The 23,051-nt window shown below is 48.6% G+C and carries 18 protein-coding genes; 13 read left to right on the top strand and 5 right to left on the bottom strand.

All coding sequences use genetic code 11. From position 1 onward, the window contains the following. Positions 1 to 36 precede the first annotated feature (36 nt). Positions 37 to 1,452 (bottom strand): TIGR00341 family protein, encoded by a 1,416-nt coding sequence (locus H6570_10485; GenBank protein ID MCB9319701.1) that lies wholly within the window; start codon positions 1,450 to 1,452, stop codon positions 37 to 39. A gap of 110 nt (positions 1,453 to 1,562) precedes the next feature. Here H6570_10485 and H6570_10480 point away from each other — a divergent pair, with 110 nt between their 5' ends. Then, positions 1,563 to 4,118, top strand: a complete 2,556-nt coding sequence (locus tag H6570_10480; GenBank protein ID MCB9319700.1) for a glycoside hydrolase family 95 protein — start codon at positions 1,563 to 1,565, stop codon at positions 4,116 to 4,118. A 31-nt stretch (positions 4,119 to 4,149) separates the two neighbouring features. Here H6570_10480 and H6570_10475 read toward each other — a convergent pair whose 3' ends face one another. Beyond that, complete coding sequence (locus tag H6570_10475) at positions 4,150 to 5,121, bottom strand: threonylcarbamoyl-AMP synthase (protein MCB9319699.1); 972 nt, start codon at positions 5,119 to 5,121, stop codon at positions 4,150 to 4,152. Positions 5,122 to 5,157: 36 nt separating this feature from the next. Then, positions 5,158 to 6,387, bottom strand: a complete 1,230-nt coding sequence (locus H6570_10470; GenBank protein ID MCB9319698.1) for a beta-lactamase family protein — start codon at positions 6,385 to 6,387, stop codon at positions 5,158 to 5,160. A gap of 353 nt (positions 6,388 to 6,740) precedes the next feature. Between H6570_10470 and H6570_10465 the strand changes: the two genes are divergently transcribed. From H6570_10465 to H6570_10420, 10 genes are all read left to right on the top strand, one after another. After that, positions 6,741 to 10,379 (top strand): fasciclin domain-containing protein, encoded by a 3,639-nt coding sequence (locus tag H6570_10465; protein MCB9319697.1) that lies wholly within the window; start codon positions 6,741 to 6,743, stop codon positions 10,377 to 10,379. Positions 10,380 to 10,520: 141 nt separating this feature from the next. Continuing rightward, positions 10,521 to 11,390 (top strand): hypothetical protein, encoded by an 870-nt coding sequence (locus H6570_10460; protein ID MCB9319696.1) that lies wholly within the window; start codon positions 10,521 to 10,523, stop codon positions 11,388 to 11,390. Positions 11,391 to 12,110: 720 nt separating this feature from the next. Continuing rightward, positions 12,111 to 12,269: a hypothetical protein gene (locus H6570_10455; GenBank protein ID MCB9319695.1), complete on the top strand. Its 159-nt coding sequence runs from the start codon at positions 12,111 to 12,113 to the stop codon at positions 12,267 to 12,269. Positions 12,270 to 12,328: 59 nt separating this feature from the next. After that, on the top strand, positions 12,329 to 12,652 hold the full coding sequence (locus H6570_10450; protein MCB9319694.1) for a hypothetical protein: 324 nt from the start codon (positions 12,329 to 12,331) through the stop codon (positions 12,650 to 12,652). 124 nt (positions 12,653 to 12,776) lie between these two features. Then, complete coding sequence (locus H6570_10445) at positions 12,777 to 12,980, top strand: hypothetical protein (GenBank protein ID MCB9319693.1); 204 nt, start codon at positions 12,777 to 12,779, stop codon at positions 12,978 to 12,980. Between the two features lie 155 nt (positions 12,981 to 13,135). Continuing rightward, a complete protein-coding gene (locus tag H6570_10440; protein ID MCB9319692.1) occupies positions 13,136 to 14,101 on the top strand; it encodes an RHS repeat-associated core domain-containing protein in 966 nt (321 codons plus the stop codon). Positions 14,102 to 14,117: 16 nt separating this feature from the next. Continuing rightward, on the top strand, positions 14,118 to 14,381 hold the full coding sequence (locus tag H6570_10435) for a hypothetical protein (GenBank protein ID MCB9319691.1): 264 nt from the start codon (positions 14,118 to 14,120) through the stop codon (positions 14,379 to 14,381). Between the two features lie 230 nt (positions 14,382 to 14,611). Beyond that, a complete protein-coding gene (locus H6570_10430; GenBank protein ID MCB9319690.1) occupies positions 14,612 to 15,244 on the top strand; it encodes an RHS repeat-associated core domain-containing protein in 633 nt (210 codons plus the stop codon). 190 nt (positions 15,245 to 15,434) lie between these two features. Next, positions 15,435 to 15,989 carry a hypothetical protein gene (locus H6570_10425; protein ID MCB9319689.1) on the top strand — a complete coding sequence of 185 codons (555 nt, stop codon included), beginning with the start codon at positions 15,435 to 15,437 and terminating at the stop codon, positions 15,987 to 15,989. Between the two features lie 318 nt (positions 15,990 to 16,307). Beyond that, positions 16,308 to 18,212, top strand: coding sequence for a cellulase family glycosylhydrolase (locus H6570_10420; protein MCB9319688.1), 1,905 nt, complete (start codon positions 16,308 to 16,310; stop codon positions 18,210 to 18,212). A gap of 479 nt (positions 18,213 to 18,691) precedes the next feature. Here the strand turns inward: H6570_10420 and H6570_10415 are convergent, their stop codons facing one another. Both H6570_10415 and H6570_10410 read right to left on the bottom strand, forming a co-directional pair. Next, on the bottom strand, positions 18,692 to 19,360 hold the full coding sequence (locus H6570_10415; GenBank protein ID MCB9319687.1) for an SDR family NAD(P)-dependent oxidoreductase: 669 nt from the start codon (positions 19,358 to 19,360) through the stop codon (positions 18,692 to 18,694). A gap of 78 nt (positions 19,361 to 19,438) precedes the next feature. Further along, positions 19,439 to 20,314, bottom strand: coding sequence for a hypothetical protein (locus H6570_10410; protein ID MCB9319686.1), 876 nt, complete (start codon positions 20,312 to 20,314; stop codon positions 19,439 to 19,441). Positions 20,315 to 20,612: 298 nt separating this feature from the next. Here H6570_10410 and H6570_10405 point away from each other — a divergent pair, with 298 nt between their 5' ends. Then, positions 20,613 to 21,959 carry a c-type cytochrome gene (locus H6570_10405; GenBank protein MCB9319685.1) on the top strand — a complete coding sequence of 449 codons (1,347 nt, stop codon included), beginning with the start codon at positions 20,613 to 20,615 and terminating at the stop codon, positions 21,957 to 21,959. Between the two features lie 78 nt (positions 21,960 to 22,037). Continuing rightward, positions 22,038 to 22,517 carry a DUF4440 domain-containing protein gene (locus H6570_10400; protein ID MCB9319684.1) on the top strand — a complete coding sequence of 160 codons (480 nt, stop codon included), beginning with the start codon at positions 22,038 to 22,040 and terminating at the stop codon, positions 22,515 to 22,517. The last annotated feature ends 534 nt before the right edge of the window (positions 22,518 to 23,051 follow it).

Genomic DNA, 23,051 nt, shown 5'->3' with positions numbered 1-23,051 from the left:
AAAATTGCTTAAATAATTAGGTGCCGCACCCGGGGGTCAATTTACGATTAACTTCAGATCGGTGGTTCTGGTCCAGCCGGCCAAAAAGCTCTTGATCTCGTTTAGCTTGGCAGTATTGGGTTTGCGCTCAAACCGGACCATTGCTACGGTTATGGAATCGAGTCGTGTCGAATCAACTTCAAATTTTGGCAACCGGGCAATGGAAACGGATTTGAGATTCGGGTCCATTGCCTTTAACTGACTGGCGATTTCATCCAGCGGGTATTGCTGGCCTTTGAAGGATGCCAACTGCTTTTCCAGTGTCTCAATTTGATTATCCTTGCGCGTGAGTTCTTCCTGATTGCGGGTCAGCGTATTCTGGAAAAATTCCGTTTGCAACTGGGCGCTCATCTCCTTGATCATGTTGGTGTAATTGACGGTGTCCTGTTTCCCTGCTTCAGGATGCACTTCCAACGTGAAGTTCCTCAACAGATAACTTTTATCTTCACGGAGGCGGTTATCCAGCGCTTTTACCGTTGCAGACGGGATCGCTTCCCCACTCAGAAAAAGGGTAATATGACTGCTGTCCCTGGTATAATAGATATCCCGCGTGATCACCGATCGTTTTAGCATGCCATTCCGGACTTCATTGTCGATAAACAGGCTGACTTTGTTTTTAAAAATACTTTCCCTGACCACATGTAGCGCTGTAAAGGCACTTGGTGTGATCGTGATTAAAGTAAAAAGGAAGATCAATTGTCTCGTACGCCGCTCGCGTTTGGGATCGAGAAATTCAACATGCGGATAATTAAGAAAGCGCACGATAATCCAGGTAGCGAGACTGATGAACACACCGTTGATAAAGAAGAGGTAAAACCCACCCCAGAAATAATCAAATTGCAGGGTGCCAAGGCCAAATCCAGCGGTACATAATGGAGGCATCAGCGCCGTGGCAATGGCAACACCCGGGATGGCATTCGATTTCTCCTGCCGCGAACCGGCTACTATCCCGGCCAGACCTCCGAAGAAGGCGATCAAAACGTCAAAAAGGTCGGGAGATTTACGCGACAGCAACTCCGATTGCGCATCGTTAAGCGGAGAAATGGCGAAATACAATGCCGAGGTGACGATACTGATCAGCACCGCAATTGAAAGGTTTTTTATAGACTTCAGAATCAGGGGAATGTCATTGATGCCCATGCCCAATCCGACCCCCATGATCGGTCCCATCAGGGGTGAAATCAACATGGCGCCAATGATGACCGCAGCACTGTTCTTATTCAGGCCGATGGACGCCACCATGATGGCAAAAATGAGGATCCACAGATTGGCGCCCCGGAAGATGACCCCTTTACGGATGTATTCAATGGTGTCCTGATCGGCAGCTTTATCCAGATTCAGATTGAATAAATCCTGAAAGAATACACGGATCATCCGGAGGATCATAGCAGGCGTAGGTACTCGGCGACTCATGGATCCATCATTTGCTCAAATATAATCATTTGTTTTAATAAGTATGGTGCGCCGGCAGGAGACCTATCTCCCTTTTTGTCCCTATCTTATGCCCTAAATTCTGTCGCGTTATGCTTTGTTTCCGCTATGCAGGTTTACTTGCTTTATTACTAATTGTTGGGAGCTGTTCAAAATCCGTTAAAAAGGACAGTCCCTCAGCTTCGGAACTGACTTATTTTTTTGATCGTCCCGCGGATTATTGGGAGGAAGGATTTCCGATCGGAAATGGAAGGGTTGGAATGATGATCCTGGGAGATCCTGACCGGCAACGCATACCACTAAACGAAGATAGTTTTTGGGCAGGAGAGCCCGCCACAGGTGATAATCCTGATGCCCCAAAATGGATTGATACGATCGTGCACAGCCTGCAGCGCAAAGACCTGATCCGGGCCGATCAACTGATCCGGAATATGCAGGGAGGCTTCACCGAATCGTATGCACCGCTGGGTGATTTGTGGCTGGACTTTCAGGATACTTCTGAAGTGTCAGGATATCGCCGTACGCTCAACTTAAGGGAAGGGAGCGTGGAGATCCAATTTGACCGCAATGGGTACCACTGGATACAGCGGTTTGCCATCAGTTATCCGGATCAGGTTGCCATGATCGATGTTACAACCAATGATCCGGCTGGCATTCGCATGGCTGCATCAATGACCAGTCAAACTCCTCATCGTATTCGGCAGGAAGGCGCTAAAACGCTGGTGATGCGCTGTAAAGCGCCGTACCACGCAGAGCCCAGTTACCGGGGTAATATGCCGGATCCGGTACGATTTGATAAATGGGGAGGAAAAGGAATGGAGGCTGAAAGCTGGCTTACGGTCCTTGATGGACAGGGTGAGGTGACCGACTCGGTCCTGCAGGTGCATGGCGACGAACGGATTGTGCTTTTATTTACTGCGACAACCAGCTTCAACGGGCCTTTCAAGTCACCGTCAGCGGATGGGTTAAACCCTGCTGACCAGGCAAGCAAGATCTTGCAATCAGCTTCCACTCATTCCATTGACGAATTGTGGAATCGGCATCAGGAAGACCACCGGAGCCTGATGGACCGGGTGGTCCTTGATTTGGGTGAAACACCGCAAAAGGATAAGCCCATTGACGAACGGTTAAGAGACTACAAAGCAGGAGCCGAAGATCCCGGCCTGGTCACCCTGCTCTTCCAGTTTGGGCGTTATTTGCTGGTAGGCTCCTCACGGCCGGGAAGCCAACCGGCCAATCTCCAGGGTATCTGGAACCAGGAGTTGAGACCGCCATGGAGTTCCAATTATACGATCAATATAAACGCAGAAATGAATTATTGGCCGGCCGAGAATACCAACCTCTCTGAACTCACCGAGCCTTTCATCCGTATGATCCGGGAAATGGTGGATCCCGGCAAAAAAACGGCCAGTACAAACTACCATGCGGATGGCTGGGTTGCACACCACAATTCCGATATCTGGAGACAGACCTGGCCGGTGGGAGATTACGGGAAAGGGGATCCGGTCTGGGCCAATTGGAATATGGGAGCCGGATGGCTGGTATCCCATTTGTGGGAACATTACCTCTTCACCCGGGATGAAGATTTCCTGCGGACCACGGTCTACCCGATCATGTCTGAGGCGCTCGCTTTTGTAAAGGACATGCTTGTCCAGGACGATCAGGGACACTGGTTGACCCGCTTTGGTACATCACCCGAGAATAAATTTTTATGGCACGATACGGCCACGGCGGTTTGTATGGGTCCTACCATGGACATGGCCATCACCCGTGAACTACTGGACCGGTCACTGCTTGCAGCCAGGATATTGAAGATTGAGCCTCCAAAAGATTGGGCAGAGATACAAGCTCATTTGTTTCCTTACCAGGTCGGCAATCATGGTGAGTTGCTGGAGTGGAGCCAGCCCTTCCCGGAAACCGACGTACACCATCGGCACATTTCCCATTTGTATGGGTTTTATCCTGGGAATCAAATTGATCCCTACCGGACACCTGAGTTATTCTCTGCTGTGAGAAAGACCCTGGAACGACGCGGCGATCCATCCACCGGGTGGTCCATGGGCTGGAAGATCAATTGCTGGGCACGTCAGAAAGATGGTGACCACACGTTGCTCCTGATCAACAATGAATTAAATCCAGTGGAGCCGAGTGCCAGCGGAAGGTACAGCTACGGACCGGGAGGCGGCGTCTACCACAGCTTGTTGGATGCCCATCCTCCCTTCCAGATCGACGGGAATTTCGGTGCTACAGCAGGGATCGCAGAGATGTTGTTACAGAGCCATTCCGGTGCCGTGGAGCTACTACCTGCCTTGCCCTCGTCGTGGAAGGAAGGGAATGTCCTTGGATTGAAAGCACGCGGGGCGTATACGGTAGATATTTCCTGGCGGGATGGAAAGCTTCAGGATGCCTGGATTACCGCAGCGAAAGATGGATTCTGCCGGATCCGGACATGGATTCCGGTGCAGGTCGATGGTGTACAAGTAGTCACCAATGAGAGTGAATTTCCCGATGATCCGGTATTCCATGTTCCGGAAGTAGGGGATCCCGTCATACTTGCCGTAGATTCCTTGGCAGTCGTAATTCCGGATGCCGGTTATCTGATTGGATTCCCGGTTGAGAAAGGACAGACTTATCGTATCCATCCCTGAGGACTTAGTGTCAAAGCAGGGTTCCTGATCCCTATGATTTACTGGATGCTCGCTGCAGTTTATCATTCAGAGCCATGCCGATGTGCTCATCTGGAAACCGCTCGATTACGATGATTTCGATGGCCGGATCGTGGTCCCACTGCTGCAGGGTGGCATAAAATCTTGCAGCGGCTTCGTCCAGATCACCTCTGGTTGACAGCCAAACTGACCGGTATCCCTGGTCCAGTGCATGGCTGAAAGTGATCAAGGCAACATTTGGCGACTTTATAAGCGGAATGGCTTCATCGAGACTGCCGATGACAATGACCTGTTTGCTGGGGGCGTAATGTTTGGTGAGCATGCCCGGGGCAAGGGGTTTGGAGGTAGAGTGGGGACGAAGCTGTACCGGGCCCACCACGGATTCGATTTCCGCTTTTACCAACGCACCCAGCCGGTAAATTATCAGGTCTTCACCTTCCATCCCGACGATGGTTGATTCGATGCCTCTGGTGCAAGCGCCGCCATCCAGGATCATCGGGATCTTTCCGTTAAAGTTATTGTCAACATGCTGTGCAGTGGTCGGGCTAACATACCCAAAGGGATTGGCGCTTGGGGCCGCCAGTGGAAACTCCAGACGGGACAATAATGACCTGGTCAGCGCATGATCGGGGATCCGGATGCCAACCCGGGGCAATCCGGCCGTCACCAGATCCGGTACGGACTCATTTTTAGGGAGTAACAAGGTCAGGGGACCAGGCCAGAAAGCTTCTGCTAATTGCCGGAGAGGTGCAGGGAAGGATGTAACCCAATGGGCTATTTTATCCACCTGGTCGGTATGTACGATCAATGGGTCATAGTCGGGCCGGCCTTTGGTGCTGAATATTTTTCGTACAGCAATGCTGTTCAAGGCATTCGCGGCTAATCCGTAGACGGTTTCGGTGGGTATGGCCACCAGCTCACCTTTTCTCAGCCAATAAACTGCCTGATCAATATCGTCCGATATCAGCGTGTTAAAACCTTGCATGGCTGCAAAAGTAACACTTTCGCGGGGTCAGAGATTTCAGGATTTTGCGATGGGCATCGGCCATGGCTCGAGAGCGAAACGGTAGCGGTTGGACAGACGCCAGAATTCAGGTACGGCAGTTTTGGCGAAAGGGGTGAATTCATTGAAGAGAAACACAACGCCTAACCCATCACAGGGACGCATGGCAATCTCACTACGGAAGTTATTGACAAATCCTCCGTGATAATACACTGTGTCCTGCTGGTTAACCACGATGCGCCATCCCATGCCATAATAGGCTTCATCCAGATGGTCCCAGTCCCGGAAATAACGGCGTTCGATGGGAGTGACGATCTCAGGCTTGAAGAGCGGTTTGAATTCAGCAACATTCAGGTCTCCGTAACCCATCAGGTTTTTGACATAGGAGGCCATGTCATTGATGCTTGCATTTACACCGCCAGCGGGTATGGCATTGTAGTATTTTTCGCTGATCTTTTTGGGCACCCAGCCCCGGCGGGTGTGCACATGAGGCAGGGCGGCAAGGCTGTCTTCGAGCATCGAAGCCTGATCGCAACTGGCACGCTGCATGCCCATAGGGTCAAAAACGTATTCTTTCAGTAGTTCGGGCATCGGTTTACCAGTCACTTTTTCCAGCACTGGCTGGATGGCACTATAGGCCAGATTCTGATAGCTGTAAAGCTGACCTGGTTTTGAGATGGTCTTGACCTGCGCCAGGTAGGGCAATGATTTTTCCAGTGACCAGCGGCTTTCGATCAGAGAGGTATGCGCGTGATAAGGTAATCCGGTGGTATGGGACAACAACTGCCGGATCGTGATATCGCCATATTTACCGATTTGAAAATGTGGCACATAATCCGATACACAATCGTCCCAATCCAGCAACCCGGCGGCCACCAACCGTGCGGTCAGCACAGCAGTAACACCTTTGGATAATGATCCCAGCCGGAAAGGAGAGTCGGGACTCAGTGGTTGTTCTGTTTTTACCGAAGTATAACCCCAGGTCCCGGAAAAAAGGACCGAGTCCCGATATACAACGGCAACGGCCATACCCGGCAATTTTTCAGCCACAAAGACGGAATCGAGCCAGGAACTGACCTCTTGCTTAAAATCTGCGATAGGTAGATGCAGAGATTCTATACTGGGTAAAGGCTCAACCGGCGGTGGTGCATCAACGGTAGAGGTTTTGGAGCTGCTGGCCAGGAAAACTGAGACACCGATAACCCCCGCAAAAATCAGTCGTTTAACACCCTTCTTTAATCCCGCCATGACCTAAATATATAAGAATAACTTTAAACGCGTTCTATTATACCTGCATTGCATTCCAAATCTTAATTCTTTTTCGCCACGGAATACCCTGTGTTACAGGCTCCATTTCATGTGTGCAGATGCTTCCGGCAGTATATGACACAATTTACCCATGTAATTCCCGTTATACTTCCGACGACACCCCGAGGTAATACTTCATTACCATTTTCCGTACCAATTTTTTTGTTGAAGCATTCCCAAGCATTTCCTGATTTCCAGGCTTTATCTGGACTTGAATAATCATTCGCATGTATTACGTGTTGAATGCCAAGGTCTTCTAATAACACACTTCAAAAGCAATCAATCCTTGCCTTATGAGAACATTATTAATACCGATTTTCTTTTTTATCACCCTTTTTACGGCACGAACCCAGACAGTGTGGGACCTGATCGCCAATGATCCGGATCTCGACACCCTGGAGACCGCATTACTCACCGCCCAACTGGATGCCCGGTTGAACGATACGGTACCAGTAACGGTTTTTGCGCCGACGGACAGTGCATTTGCTAACCTGCCACCGGGTGTGCTGGAGGCATGGTTGCTGGATACCATGAAGCTGGGGCCTCTCCTGCGGAATCACCTGGTTGATGACAGTTTGTCTGCCATGCAGCTGGCAACCAAATCCATGGTGCTCTCACTAGCCGGTCAGGAGCTATCCATAAAAATGGACTCTACGGGTATATACATCAACCAGGCCAGGATCATCATCCAGGATCTGAGGGGAAGTAACGGGATCGTGCATGTGATCAACGCGGTACTCCAGCTTCCTGCGGATACGACTACGGTCCGTGATGTGATTGCCGGCAATGCGCAGACGACGGTGCTGGATTCATTGATCACCCTGGCCGGATTGGATGCATCGTTGGACGGGATGGGTCCCATTACTTGCTTTGCTCCAACCGATGCAGCATTTGCGTCGTTGAGCCCGCAAGTTTGGAGCTTCATTACCGACTCAGCCGGTTACCTCCAGAGTTTACTGGATCTGCACCTGGTAAGCGATTCTTTGCCGGCTGCCGAGCTGACTGATGGTCTACAATTGATTTCCTGGCAGGGAGCTACTCTGGAAGTGGCTGTGGACAGTCTTGGTATCACCATCAACGGATCCCGCATTATGATGACGGACCTGACCGCGAATAATGGCGTCATCCATCTCCTGGAAGCCGTTTTAGAGCTGCCGGCGGTGGATACCATGGTGGAGCCGGTTACCATCGTGGATGTGGTCGGCAGGAATGCCCAATACAGTCTGCTGGATTCGGCATTAACCGCTTCTGGTTTGGACGCAGAACTGGCCATGCCGGGTCCATACACCTTATTTGCTCCAACGGATGCTGCCTTTTCCGCATTATCGTCCACCATGCTGGATTCCTTGTTTGCCGACCCCAATGGCGCTTTAAAAGACTTGCTTCGTCATAATGTGGTCAGCGGACAACTTCCCTCCGCCAGTTTGCTTGATGGCCAGACGCTAACTACGCTGGCGGGTGATGCCCTGCAGGTCCAGGTGGATAGCAGTGGTATTCACATCGATGGTGCCCTGATCATTGCTATGGACTCGATGGCTTCCAATGGCGTGATACATGGCATCGATGCAGTGCTGATTCCAGAGGTGGTAGAACAGGATACCACGACCGTGTGGGACCTGATTGCCGGCCGTACGGAACTGAATACCTTGACCCAGGAACTGCAATTGGCTGGTTTGGACAATGATCTGGAAAACGGCGGGCCGTATACGGTATTTGCCCCGACGGATGCCGCCTTTGCGGCCTTGCTACCCGGAGTACTGGACTCATTGAATGCGGATCCAACCGGTGATTTGGCCAATGTATTACTCTACCACATCGTGGCCGGCACTTATGGCACCACCGATTTTGTGAATGGATTCTTGTCGACAAGACAGGGCGGATTGCTCCAGATCCAGATTTCCGGGAGTATGGTGCTGATCAATGATGTTGCCCTGACCGTAACCGATCTGGTCGCAACGAATGGGGTTGTCCATGTGTTGGATGCCGTGCTGTTTCCACCCAAAGCCGATACGCGTGTCACCCTGGTCGATATGCTGGAGAACAGCCCGATGCATCAAACCTTGCTGGAAGAGATTAACCTTGCCGGATTAAATACCATTCTGGATGGCGATGGGCCATTTACACTTTTCGCACCCAATGATTCGGCCTTTGCTCACCTGCCGGCTGGCTTTCTGGATAGCCTGAATGCCGACCCGGAGCAAAAACTATACAACTTCCTGGCTTATCATGTAGTAAACGGATCCTGGCCTACCAACACCCTCAAGAATGGCCAGAAGCTGGTTGCCCTGAGCGGGGATACACTATATGTAACCCGCACGGATACCGGCATTTACATCAATCAATCGCTGATCACCATGGCCAACATCCAGACTGACAATGGCCTGTTGCATTACCTGGACGAGGTGCTGATGGCGCCGGTGGCAGATACGACGACGATCCTGGGCTTGATACGCGAGCGCCCGGAACTGCTGATCCTCAATCAGTTGATAGACTCGGCAGGATTGGCGGGCTCCCTGGCCGGGGCCTCGAAACTGACGGTGTTTGCCCCCACGGATGCCGCTTTTGCGGCTCTTTCTTCCGGTGCCCTGGATTCGTTGATGCAGCTGCCGCAGGTTTTAAGTCAACTGTTGAGGTACCACGCCACGGCAGGGTTGCATCCTGCATCGTCATTAATGGATGGCGACCTGCTCACCAGTCTGGAGGGGAATGTCTTGTCCATCACCCGGGTGGATTCGAGCATTTGGGTTAATGACGCCAAGATCATCATGGCGGACCTCACTGCCGGTAATGGCATTGTCCATCTCATCGATGTCGTGCTCAGGATTCCTGAGGATACCACCACAATAATGGATTTGATCCGCAAGAGCCCGGACCATCAGGGCCTTGAGGCGGCGCTGGATGATTCCGGTTTGTCCGCTATTCTGGAAGAGGAAGGGCCATACACGGTCTTCGCTCCTACAGATGCTGCCCTTGCAAAAGTACCCTCGGCAACCTTGCTGGCGCTTTTATCGGACCCGGCCGGTGCACTTGCGGATGTATTGCGTCATCACATCGTGAACGGTAATTACCTGCGTGCTGGTTTTGGCCCGGACCAGAAAGTGCGTACGTTATTGGGTGATTCATTGCAGGTGACCAACACTATGGATTCGTTTCTGGTCGATGGCGTGCTGATCACCGTATCGGATTTGGTAGCGACGAATGGGGTCGTACAGGTTATCGACGCTGTCCTGTTACCGGTCATGGTTGAGGATACCTTCACAATCCTCGATGCAGTGAAGGCCAGTCCTGTGCACAAGACGCTGGATTCTTTGCTTCAACTGACTGGTTTGGATGCACAATTGGATGGGCTAGGACCTTATACACTTTTTGCCCCGACGGACGAAGCCTTTGCTGCCTTGCCGACAGCGGTCATGGACAGCCTGGCAGCGGATCCTCAGGGTTTATTGCGGGATGTGTTGTTATATCATATTCTTAATGGAGAATTCCGCACCGGGAGTCTTATGAACGGCACTTCTGAAATGACGCTGGAAGGTCAAAATGTTAACTTCACAGTCAACACACAGGGATTAAAAGTCAACCAGGCCAGCATCACCTTTGCCAATATCCTTACCGATAACGGTGTCGTTCACGTGATCGACCAGGTTTTACTCCCGGAAGGAACGGTTGCCGTTCACGCCATCGATGCCGGGCAGCGGGGCATCCGTATTTTTCCGAACCCGGTTCACGACCAGGTGACTATTACCTGGCCTGCGGATTGGAGAAATGGTGCCGAATTGAGACTTTACAACCAGCTGGGACAACAGGTAGGGGCCTGGTCTGGCCAAACAGGAGCACAGCAGTTACCGGTCACCAAATTGCCGGCAGGATCATACCTGTTACGGATCCGGCAAGGAGAAACAACCTATCAGCAACGTTTGCTGGTAACCCATTAAATCCTTTAGCACATCATTTACGAATCTGTAATAGAAACCCGGTCGAATTATTGACCGGGTTTCTGCATTTTTAGGAGGGTACTTGTCGAATAATTAAACCGGTCAGAATGATTTACCTTATTTTTCAAGTAAATCATTGGGATGAAACAGATCGTTGGAATCGCACTATTACTGATGGGATTCTCATGTATTCTGCACGGGCAGACGGTGGACACCACCCGTTACCGCCTGGAAATGCGGGATGGTAACGTATTTACAGGAACGGTACTATCGCGTGACTCCCTGGGCATCGTGATGCAGACGGATCAGTTGGGGCGCATTGTAGTCCGCAATGACCAGTTGGCCATTCTGGAGCCCATTATCAAAACCCCTGGCTCGATGCCTTTCTACAATACCCAGTCCGCGCGATACTTTTTCAGTCCCAACGGATATGGGCTGCACCCGGGAGAGGCTTATTACCAAAACGTGTGGGTGCTCTACAATCAGGTCAGTTTTGGAATAACCAATAACGTCTCCCTTGGGGTGGGGGTGGTGCCTCTTTTCCTTTTTGGTGCGGATGCGACGCCGGTATGGATGACGCCCAAGGTGTCGGTACCGGTTGTCCGCGATAAATTTCAGGTGGGGGCCGGTGGTTTCATCGGTACGATACTCGGCGAGTCAAACTCCGGCTTTGGGATCGTTTATGGTACCGGTACGGTAGGCAGCCGTTCGAAGAATCTAACGCTGGGCCTGGGCTACGGATTTGCCGATGGTTCCTGGGCTGACCGGCCGGCGATCAGCCTGAGTGGTATGATCCAGACGGGACCTCGTAGCTTCCTCCTCTCCGAAAACTATTACCTCTCCACCGGCGATGAGTCGCTCTTCCTGATGTCTTTGGGAGGCAGGAGCCTGATCCGCCGCATTGGGTTGGATTACGGGGGGATTTTACCCATCAGCCCGGAGATTGACCGGTTTATCCTGATCCCGTGGCTGGGGATTACGTTTCCGTTTTATACGAAGAGAAAGCACTAACGATCGCATTCGCGATGTCTGGATTTTTTGAGTAGTCAGTAGTCAGTACACAGTAGGCAGTACACAGTAGGCAGTACACAGTAGGCAGTAATCAGTAGACAGTAATCAGTATGTAGTACACAGTAGTGAGTCAATCCAAACGATCGCTTTTCAAAAAGTACTGTCATTTCGTGCCAACGCTCGTTCCTCGTCCGGCATAAATGAATTGAAAGCGTAGGATAAGCCAGAATGGAGAAATCTCTATGTGTAATCAGTAATCGGTAGGCAGTAATCACTATGTAGTACACAGTAGTGAGTCTATCCGGAAGATCGCTTTCCATAACGTGCTGCCATTTCGTGCCGACGCTCGTTCCTCAGCCGGCATTAAAGACCTACGATGCTCCAGAATGGAGAAACCTATAGGTATCTTCGGTAAGTAGGTAGATGTAAGTAGGGTTATAGCGCTGACCGAATGCTGACCGAATGCTGACCGACTGAAAGGAGCGTCAGTAGAGCCTGCCCGTCCGTTCAGGCGGGCGTCAGTAGAGCGTCAGTAGACTTAAAGGAGCGTCAGTAGAGCGTCAGTAGAGCCTGCCCGTCCGTTCAGGCGAGCGTCAGTATGGCAAGATGTTTGCGTTTCCTTAAATCAATCGGGTATTTTCGGTTAATAACGGGTTAAATTGGATCAAGCCATACCCGGAGTACGGTAAAAGCTCGTTCGTAGGTATAAATGTATTTGCAATGAAGTCACTGATCAAATGGTTTATCGGCGCCAGCATCCTCGTCCTGGTAGCCACCACCTTGCCCTCCTGCTCCCCCAAGTACGGCTGCCCCGCTGAAAATCAGAAAACCACTAAGGTCAAGAAACACAAAAAGCCGAAGCAGGGGTTGGGGTTTTGAGTAATGTTTTTTAAGGTAGCCACGAATTTCCCGAATTATCTCGAATAAATACCAATCGTTTGGCCAGTATCGCCGATGCAGCTACAGCGACTAATAATCAAAAGTCTTTCGGCTTCAACCCGGGCGCCGGCGGCACCGGTTACACCTACGATGCCAATGGCAATCTTAAGACAGATACCTACAAAGGCATCACCAACATCGCTTACAACTATCTGAACCTGCCGTCAGCCATCGAGTGGGGTACGACCAAAAAGATCGAATTTACCTACGATGCGCAGGGTACCTTACTGACCCGGAAAGTGTACACCGGCGTTACGCTCGACTATCAACAGGATGAACGAAGTGTAGTGACTCTGGTCACCAGATGTCCGATGGACACCTGACGTAGTGAACCCGTAAGGGGTGGGTTAGCACGGAGTTGAATACCGTACCGTGGGAGCAACCCGTAAGCTGGAGTCCATCGCTCATGCTGAAGGTGACTGAATGTTCCGAAGCAAAGCGAGGCCGATGTCTGGGAGACATCGGAATGAGGGAACCGCGAAGCGGATGGGTGGCTATAATATTAATGTGAACACGGGAATCTCTACGGAGTCCATCCGTATCGAATATGCCATCCGGGATCACATTGATGAGCGAGCGATGCACTTCGTGCCACATGTCTGGGGGACATGTGAGCGAGGGAACCGCGCAGCGGGTGGGAGGGAAGAATAACTTTCACTGACAAAAACAATTCCTGAGCGATCCCGCAGGGTCGATGTCCGGGGGACATCGAAGTGAAGGAACCGCGCAGCAGGAGGGTGGGCATTGACGTTACCAATACGAGTGCTAACGAGATACTCTCCGAAAGTCATTATTATCCTTTCGGCATGGCCTACGAAGGACCGGTCTGGATCAATGACGGTACGGATATTGACAATCGCTACAAGTACAACGGGAAAGAGCAGCTGGTGGATCATGGATTGGGGTGGTATAATTATGGCGCGAGGTTTTATGATCCGAGTGTGGGGAGGTGGACAAGTGTCGACCCCAAGTCTGATAAATTTAATTGTTTAAGTCCATTTAATTATGGGTTAAATAATCCAGTACGAGTAATTGATCCTGATGGTGCACTCGCAATAACCTATACTGGAATAGCTGCTCAGAATTTCTTTGGAGACCTCCAAGCATCTTTAGAAGGTCAGTATAATGCGGGGGGTGGTGATCCTGGAGACCCGATAGATGATCCACTAATTGGCGTTAAAATTGGATATAGTATTTGGACATCCATTGAGGATGGTGTTGGAAACTTATTTCTTCTACCATTACTACCCGAAAGTGTTAAGGTCAAATTAATTAGGAAATTAGCTATTTCACAAGGTTTAGACTTTTCTGCAATTAGCAATGATAACTTGCTAGATAATGTTAAATTACGAAAGGTAGATGGAGAAATCACAATAGCTGGTAAAGCTAGTTTTTTACAAGGTTTACTTGAGAATGGTGCAGATGTATTAAGTGTTTCTAGTCTTTTCCTTGGAGGCAATGATCCTGCAGCATTTTTTGCGAAAACGCCGATAAATCTTTCTCAAGTATTAAGGACCATTTCCAAACGTGCTCCTGAAATATTAAGTGGCAAGCTCACTGAAACACAGTTTTTATCAGCTGCTGATAAATTTCTTGGGCCGGGATACAGGTCCCTCTCTAATGGCAGGTACTTGTCTGCTGATGGATTACGTCAAGTGAGATATGGTGCCCATGAAACAAGAAGTGCATCACACCATGCCCATTTTGAAGCTTATGATAAAGCTGGAGGCAGAGTAATTGAAAATGCCTTAGCAATTATTATCAAAGATTAGAAAGCAAAAAATTATGATGTTAAAAAAAATTAAAAGAGTGTATTTAACTCTTCTTCATGAAAGAACCGGAAAAACCATACACTACAATGCTGGACTTAAGGTTGATAAACCTACACAACTAATTATAGCAAAGTATGAAGATTGTAGTGGATATTATTTGCTGCATATCGATAAAGAAGGAAAGGAGATGACTGATACTTATCACGAGACAATTGAAGATGCCTTGGAGCAAGCTGATTTTGAGTTTGGTGTCCAACCTGAGGAATGGGAAGAAGAGTGATTTACAGAGATTTTAAATGTGGCAGTAATAATTTACGATGTTAAAGGAAGTTTCATCACCTACATAATCAAAAGATTCAATAAATCCTTTGTCAAACAATAAGTGAGATAATTTCTTATCAATTGTTATACTAGCAAAAAATAATACTGGGATATCTACTGAGTCCATCCGACATTACCAATACGAGTGCTAACGAGATACTCTCCGAAAATCATTATTATCCCTTCGGGATGGCCTACGAAGGGCCGGTCTGGATCAATGACGCATCGGATATTGACAATCGATATAAGTATAATGGTAAGGAACAGTTGACGGATCATGGATTGGGGTGGTATAATTATGGGGCGAGGTTTTATGACCCGAGTGTAGGGAGGTTTACGACAATTGATGCATTTGCTGAAAAATATGCTTTCCAATCTCCGTACTCATATGCTGCTAACAATCCAGTTAAGTTTCTGGATGTCAACGGTGATAATATTGGAGTAAACATATTGAATATTACATCTCAAGAAGCATTTAATGCTTTTTTTGCAACCGATGAAGGAAAGGAATTTATTGGACAATTTGCAGCCAAAGGTCAAACAATCAATGGCTACACCTACAAGACTGATGGCAAGTATCATAGTAATGGAATTGATCTAGCTTATAGTGATCGTGATTTTGGTGGTGGGAAGGAAAATACTGGGGCAGAAACAACAGGTGGCAACAAAGGTGGGACTATTTCTGATGGAAGACTTAAACTTGGTGTTTCAATAAACACTACAGCAGGAGAATCTTCTCTCATAGACAAGGTCACTGCCGTTACTCACGAGTCATTTTTACATGTTCAAGAATATTCTTCGGATTATTCGAACAATAAGTAGATTATTCAAGTGATCCGTTTTACAATAACACAACAACTATAAGTCCGAGCAGTCGACATCATCTGATGTTTCATAATAAATCGGATGCGTCATCAACTCATCCTTTAGCGACAAAAGGACTAAGACTATTAGAAAGCGTAAATAATAAATACAAATTAGGTTATTCAAGAACTGAATTATGGAATAAGATATGGAGTTTCTCGAATTAAGAATGATCATTGTAGTAGCTGCCTATATGCTCATAGTTGGGTGCAATACTGAAGAGATTTGCAGCTATACATTATTGGAATATAAAATTGGTGACCCTGTTGCAATTGACTCAATGAAAATTGATGTTAAAGAGGACGAGTATTTTATCAATATTGGAAATGTTAACACAAATATTCATTTTGAAATTCGTGAAGACATTGGGTCCCTAATTTTCATTCCAGAAAACTGCAGTGATGGTACAATAATAGCCCTTAAAGTTGGAGAGGTCAAGGACATTAATTGCAAACCAATGTATCCATTCATAGGCGAAAGGATCACTATACTTGATAAAAAAGAATATATTGTTGAAAATTATGAATACACAATATTTAAAATATTTAACGAGATAGGAGTCTCTAACCTAAAGAGTTCAACTATGTTTTGGGTACAAAACCATGGAATTATCATGGTTAAACTAAATCAAGGGAGATATCTAGTGGCTGAGGGATGGAAACCCAAACTAATCAAAGAGATTAAACAAGATGTAGATTTTTGAGAACTATGGCCAATTCCAGCTACTCCTCCTGCTCCGAATAATGATTAAGAGTACGCCAATCTAGCCTTAGCATATCTGAGTAGTGCATCAAGGGCGAAGAGAATGCCTTGCCTATCTGTTTCGGGCGAGTTGGTATGATCCGGCGGCACCGGCTACACCTACGATGCCAATGGCAATCTGAGAACAGATACCTGCAAGGACATCAGTAATATTAATCAGTGACTTGAATTTTCAACCTTCAAAATTCAACATTTCTATATATTTTTTTCCTGCATCCTTGCGTTATCCTAATGACTTCAATGCTTAAACGATTACCCTATGATAACGACAAGACGCTGTCTCCTGAGCCTTTTGATAGCAGGAGTTTCTGCTGCTCTTTTTGCACAGGCGCCCGATTTCACCCGTGGTGTCAATCTGACCGGTTGGTTTCAGGCCGGGTCGGCCCATTCCATCCAGTTTACACGCTATACCAAAACCGATTTTGAGCAAATCCGGAGCCTGGGCTGCAATGTGGTCCGGTTGCCCATCAATCTGCATTATATGACGTCCGGAGCGCCGGACTATACACTGGACCCGTTGTTCCTGAATTTCCTGGACCAGGTCGTGCAGTGGGCTAGCGAACTCAAGATGTATCTCATCCTGGACAATCATACCTTTGACCCGCTAGCCAATACGGAATTGTCGGTGGGGCCTGTACTCCAGAAGGTGTGGTCGCAGATGGCAGATCATTATTCCGGCGCCTCCCAATACATCCTGTACGAAATCTTGAATGAACCCCACGGCATATCCGATGCAGACTGGAATGCCATCCAGAAGCAGGTGATCCAGACCATCCGCGCTAAAGACAATAGCCATTGGATCGTGGTAGGCGGTTCTGGTTTCAATAGTTATTGGAACCTCGGTGCTATTCCCGATCTGGGGGACGACAAGCTGGTCTACACCTTTCATTTCTACGATCCTTTCCTGTTCACCCATCAGGGAGCGACCTGGGTAGAGCCATCCATGGCACCGCTGGCAGGGGTACCTTTTCCCTATAATGCTGCATCGATGCCCGCCTTGCCGGCCAGTTTACAGGGTAGCTGGGTCAACGATACCTACAACGGCTATTCCAATGACGGGACGGTGGCGCACGTCAAAGAATTACTGGATATCGCCATAGACTTCCGGGACCAGCGGCAGGTGCCGATCTTCTGTGGTGAATACGGTGTATTTATACCCAACAGCAATAACGATGACCGGATCTCCTGGTATGAGGTGGTCAGGAAATATCTGGAAGACCACGGTATCCCCTGGACCAGCTGGGATTATCACGGTGGTTTTGGTCTGTTTCAGGAAGGAGGCAATGATTTATTTGATCACGATCTGAATGTCGGATTGTTAGAGGCCATGGGACTCAACGTTCCACCGCAGACACCGCTGGTGATTCGTCCTGATAGTGTGGGATTTCCGGTTTATACCGATTACATCGGGCCTAATATTATCGATGGGGGCTACGGTGGCGAACAAAACTTTTATGCCACCGGATCCATCTGGAATGGCGAATATGCCCTGACCTGGCAGGACGCCGTATTGTATAGTGCCATCGGATTTGATTTTGTTCCCGATAAAGATTTGAGCCGGCTTGCTTCCAGCGGATTCGCACTCGACTTTTATTATCAGTGTACGCAGCCGGGCTTCAAATATGTGGTGCGTTTTGTCGATACCGACGAGGGTGGGGAGGACCTACCCTGGCGCGACATTTATGAGATCAATCCAGCAAACTGGCCTCAGGAAAATGGTTGGTACCATGTACACATTCCATTGACCAATTTTTACGAACAGGGCGCCTGGGACGGGGAATGGCATAACCCCATCGGGGCATTTGACTGGACGAGCATTGACCGCTTCGAGATTGTCACGGACATCGAGCCATTGGATCAGGGAGTGTTGACGGTGGATCAGTTGCAGGTCACCAATGATCAGGCGACTTCAGCCAATGTGGTTTTCACCCTTCCGCTTGAAATCCGGGTGACTCCAAATCCATTTGCCAATCAAATCCGGATCCAAACTCCTGGAGATGATCTGCTATCTTTTCAGATCTGGGACCTCAGTGGCAAACTCTGGATCGAGAAGAAAAATACAAACCAGCGCCAGATCGATGTCAGCAATCTACCTGCCGGAAATTACCTCATCCAGGTGACGGATGGCTCACGGTGGAATATGGTGAAGATGCAGAAGGTGTGAGTTAGTAGTCAGTAATCAGTAGTCAGTAATCAGTAGTCAGTAATCAGTAGTCAGTAATCAGTAGTCAGTAATCAGTAGTCAGTAATCAGTAATCAGTAGTCAGTAATCAGTAGTCAGTAGTCAGTAGTCAGTAATCAGTAATCAGTAGTCAGTAATCAGTAGTCAGTAGTCAGTAATCAGTAGTCAGTAATCAGTAGTCAGTAGTCAGTAATCAGTAATCAGTAGTCAGTAGTCAGTAGTCAGTAGTCAGTAATCAGTAATCAGTAGTCAGTAATCAGTAATCAGTAGTCAGTAATCAGTAATCAGTAGTCAGTAATCAGTAGTCAGTAATCAGTAATCAGTAGTCAGTAATCAGTAGTTAGTAATCAGTAGTTAGTAATCAGTAGTCAGTAATCGGTAGTCAGTAATCGGTAGTCAGTAGTTAGTAATCAGAAGTTGTCTCAATACTCCATACTGAATACTCCATACTGAATACTATCTCAATACATCCGAATCACCCGGTTTGCCATGCGTTCGCCGGCAGAATGGGTGGTAAAGAGGATGGTTTCCGCGATCGCCTCCGGAGTGACCCATTTGCTGGTGTCGGCATTGGGCATAGCCTGGCGATTTTGCGGGGTATCGATAACACCTGGCACAATCACCGTAGCGCGGATCTGGTCGGTCTTGCCTTTGGCGTTGAGCAGGTCAGCCCAATGGAAAAGCAAAGACTTGGAGAGCGTATAGGAGGAGGCTCCAGTACCCGTATCCGGCTCCAATACCGGTTTGGCGCCGATAAAGAAAAAATGTACCGGTCCCCTGCCATGCATCCAGTCGTAGATGCCTTTCGAGATGTAAAAGGCAGTGTGGAAGTTCAACTCAATCATCCGCTGGACATCATCGATCTGGACATCTGCAATATCCCGTGCCGAAAAACCGCCCACGGTACAGACCACGACATCCATATGGTCCAGCTTCTTCTTTAATGTCATCATCATATCTTCGACCGCATCCTGTCGGGTCAGGTCTCCGGTCATGATCTGAGGGTTATTATCCGTGGATTCGCCGGGACGGGCTGTACCCCAAACCGAATAGGAGGCATCGGTAAAGGTTTTGGCTACCGCATGGCCCAGGTTACCGTTGATGCCCGTGATGAGACAGTTTTTAGTCATCGTTTAATTTTTTTGGTATACGCCATTCGCTTTTCGCAATTCGGAGCGTGACTCCTTGCCGCCGCTGTGACGCCCGGCTCAAATGTTAAACAATCGGTTGATGGTAAAGCCCAGCCGGAACTGGCCGTCCATCCAGTTGGAATAGGTGTAAGGGATGTAATCCGCTTCGATGATCGCCTTGGAGTTGGTCACATTGATCTGGAATATATGCCCTCCGGTATCAAACTCCAGGCCTAATCCCAGGGGCTGATAAAATCCGTTGGTTGGGGTGCGGAAGGAGGAGATGGGGTAGGTGTAGTCTACCAGGAAGGCCATCCTGCGCGTGACCTGCAAGCGGCTGACCAAACCCAGGGAGATCAAGCCGTTCGCATCACCGGTCGGTACCAGGTTGCGGTAGGTGTAACCCGTACTGAGCTGCAATGAAAAGCGCGGGGAGAAACGCCTGGCCACCATCAGCTGCGTGTGGAATACAAATCGTTGTAAAAAGTGGTTGAAATAATTCAGGTCTTCCGGGCTGTTGCTTTTAGCCATGGTGGATGCAGAGACCTGACCGAGGATCGTAGAGGTAAATGGCGTTTCCCCATCTTCCGTCTGTTGGGTCAAATTGATCTTTACCGTTCCATTGACCAATTTTTGCAGTGGTCCGGCTCCCTTGGAGCGGCTGATGCCAACGGTGGTACGCTCACTCACTCCAAAATCAAAAGCAAATAAGATGTCTGCTGCATTTTCGATGCCATACAGCGTAGGCCATCCACCATCAGGGCCGAACATATCCCCAAAGCGATGGCTGATGCGTACATCCATCTTGCGGAAAGGCAGGACCTCCACCGAATGGGCATTGATCACCCGGGTGTCCCGGAAGGTGCCGTACACCAATCGCTGAGCCCGGATGCCCTGCGATAGAAATACCAAAGCAACCAGAATGAATCCTGTTTTCTGAAGATGTGCTTTCATAAGCTCCGCTAATTTGCGGCGAAATCACATGATAACAAATGGATTGGCACATTTTTTTAAGGGGATCAGGTATGGTACGGTCATACCAGTTACTGGATGCTGATGAATCGAGGTGGTGCCTGAATGAGATGTTAATACCAAATGTGGAGTGTATAATTTTAACATTCAGTTAAATACAAATTAAAAATTTATTCCATATGTTTGCTAACGCGTTTTTTTTGTTAAATGGCGATGACAAGGAAAGAGAATACAGGTCTCTTTATATCTTTGTTGTGGCAACGGAACGAAACGAAAGGTTATGAAGTATACGCATATTCTCGGATTGTGTGTGACTGTCCTATTGGTAGGATGTCTTGATCAGCAAATCAGTGACGAAGATGTTTTGGATCAGCAGCTCCTTGCTGCGATCAGCAAGACTTCTATTACAGGATCCTACCAGCACTATGTATTACCTGCCGATAACCAGTTAACATCCTTACCCAATATTGACCCTGCAAATCCATTGACCAAGGAGAAAATCGCCTTGGGTAAGATGTTGTTTTTTGAGACCGGATTTGGCTTGAAGCCCCGGTACAATGAACTAACCGGCACCTACAGTTGTGCCAGTTGCCACGTTCCCAGCGCCGGATTTACCCCGGGACGTTTTCAGGGGATTGCAGATGGTGGCATCGGTTTCGGCTATTCCGGAGAGATGCGTCGCAAGGAAGATCAATATGGAAGTACGGATGTTGATGCCCAGGGAGTACGCGCTTTAAGTATGTTCAATACGGCCTACGTAACGAATTCCTTGTGGAGCGGCACGTTCGGCAGCCAGGATAACAACATCGGGCTGGAAGCCATCTGGAGAGCCGACACGATAGCCTACGTCAACGACTTTGGCTACAAAACCCTGGAGACACAGAACATCGAGAACTATACCATCCACCGGATGACCATCAATGAGGAAACCATTACCAAGCTGGGTTACAAGGAACTGTTTGATAATGCTTTTCCGGATCTGCCGAAAGAACAACGGTACTCACCCATCGGTGGTAGCTTTGCGTTGAGTTCCTATCTGCGGTCACTGATCACCAATCAGGCTCCCTTCCAGCGCTATCTGCGCGGCGAGAAGACCGCGATGAATGACCAGGAAAAGAAAGGAGCCATGCTCTTCTTTACCAAAGCAAACTGTACCTCCTGCCACAACGGACCAGCATTTAATGCCAATACCTTCCAGGCTGTAGGGGTGAAAGATTTGTACGAAATTGATGGGTCACTCAATACCGGATCTGCCGATAAGCGCAACCGCGGTCGTGGTGGATTTACCAAAGATGAGCGCGACAATTACCGGTTTAAAGTGCCTCAACTGTACAACCTGCGTGATGCGAACTTCTACTTCCATGGCAGCAGTAAAAATACGTTGCGGGAAGTCGTCGAATACTTTAATGCCGGGAAAGCAGAAAATCCCAATGTCCCGGCTGATCAACTGTCATCCAATTTCATACCACTCAACCTGACGAATCAGGAGATCGAAGACCTGACCGCTTTCCTGAAAACGGCCTTGTTTGATCCTGAATTTCAGCGGTTTGTCCCCGATCAGGTCATGTCCGGCAATTGTTTTCCAAATAATGACCTATGGTCGAAACAGGATATTGGGTGTAATTAAGTGAACATGTAATCCCGATAGAATACGGTGGTTTCTGGTCTCGTACTGGAAACCACTTTTTTATTTAACTTCTTCACCATGAAGTATATAATAATGGAAATATTGAATCATTGCATGAAGGGTCTAACGCGTAGTGGAAGTTTGCTGCTGATTATGTGGACCCTGGTTCAGCCTGTTTATGGGCAAAAGAATGATGCGCTATCCATCGCACAGTCCGTGCTAAATGTACAAGCAGATGCCTGGAACCAGGGAGATATCGATTCATTTATGAAGACCTACTGGAAATCACCGGACCTGCAGTTTATCAGCAGCAATGGCATGGCTCAGGGATGGCAAGCAACGATAGAGCGGTACCATCGCACCTATCCGGACCGGCAAGCGATGGGTAAACTAACCTTTACACTGAACCGTGCCGATCGTCGTTCGAAGAATATCATCACCCTCGTCGGTAAGTATCATCTGGACCGGGAGGGGCTGGACAACCTCGAGGGTCTGTTTGTCCTGGTCCTGCAGCGCTTCCAGGGTGACTGGAAGATCGTGATGGATAGCACGCATTGACGTGTTTAGGTGTTGACGTGTTGAAAGGGTAACCACATAGGCACATAGGACACGAAGAGCACTAAGAGGTTTGCTGGTGCAAATGTAACCACTAAGGCACGAAGGACACAAAGAGCACTAAGGGGTTTGCTGGCGCAAATGTAACCACTAAGGCACGAAGGACACGAAGAGCACTAAGGGGTTTGCTGGCGCAAATGTAACCACTAAGGCACGAAGGACACGAAGAGCACTAGGGGGTTTGCTGGTGCAAATGTAACCACTAAGGCACGAAGGACACGAAGAGCACTAAGGGGTTTGCTGGCGCAAATGTAACCACTGAGGCACGAAGGACAGGAAGAGCAGTAGGGGTTTGCTGGTGCAAATGGTGGATGTCACTAACAAATCTACATTTATATACCAAACAAGGAATGGCTATAGCGTGGGAGAGTAACCACTAAGGCACGAAGGACACGCAGAGCACTAAGGGGTTTGCTTGCGCATATGTAACCACTAAGGCACGAAGGACACGAAGAGCAGTAGGGGTTTGCTTGCGCA

Source organism: Lewinellaceae bacterium, assembly GCA_020636135.1.
In the GTDB taxonomy this organism is placed as follows: domain Bacteria; phylum Bacteroidota; class Bacteroidia; order Chitinophagales; family Saprospiraceae; genus JAGQXC01.
The sequence above is the reverse complement of the archived record's forward strand: the minus strand, read 5'-3'. Positions and strand labels throughout refer to the sequence as shown.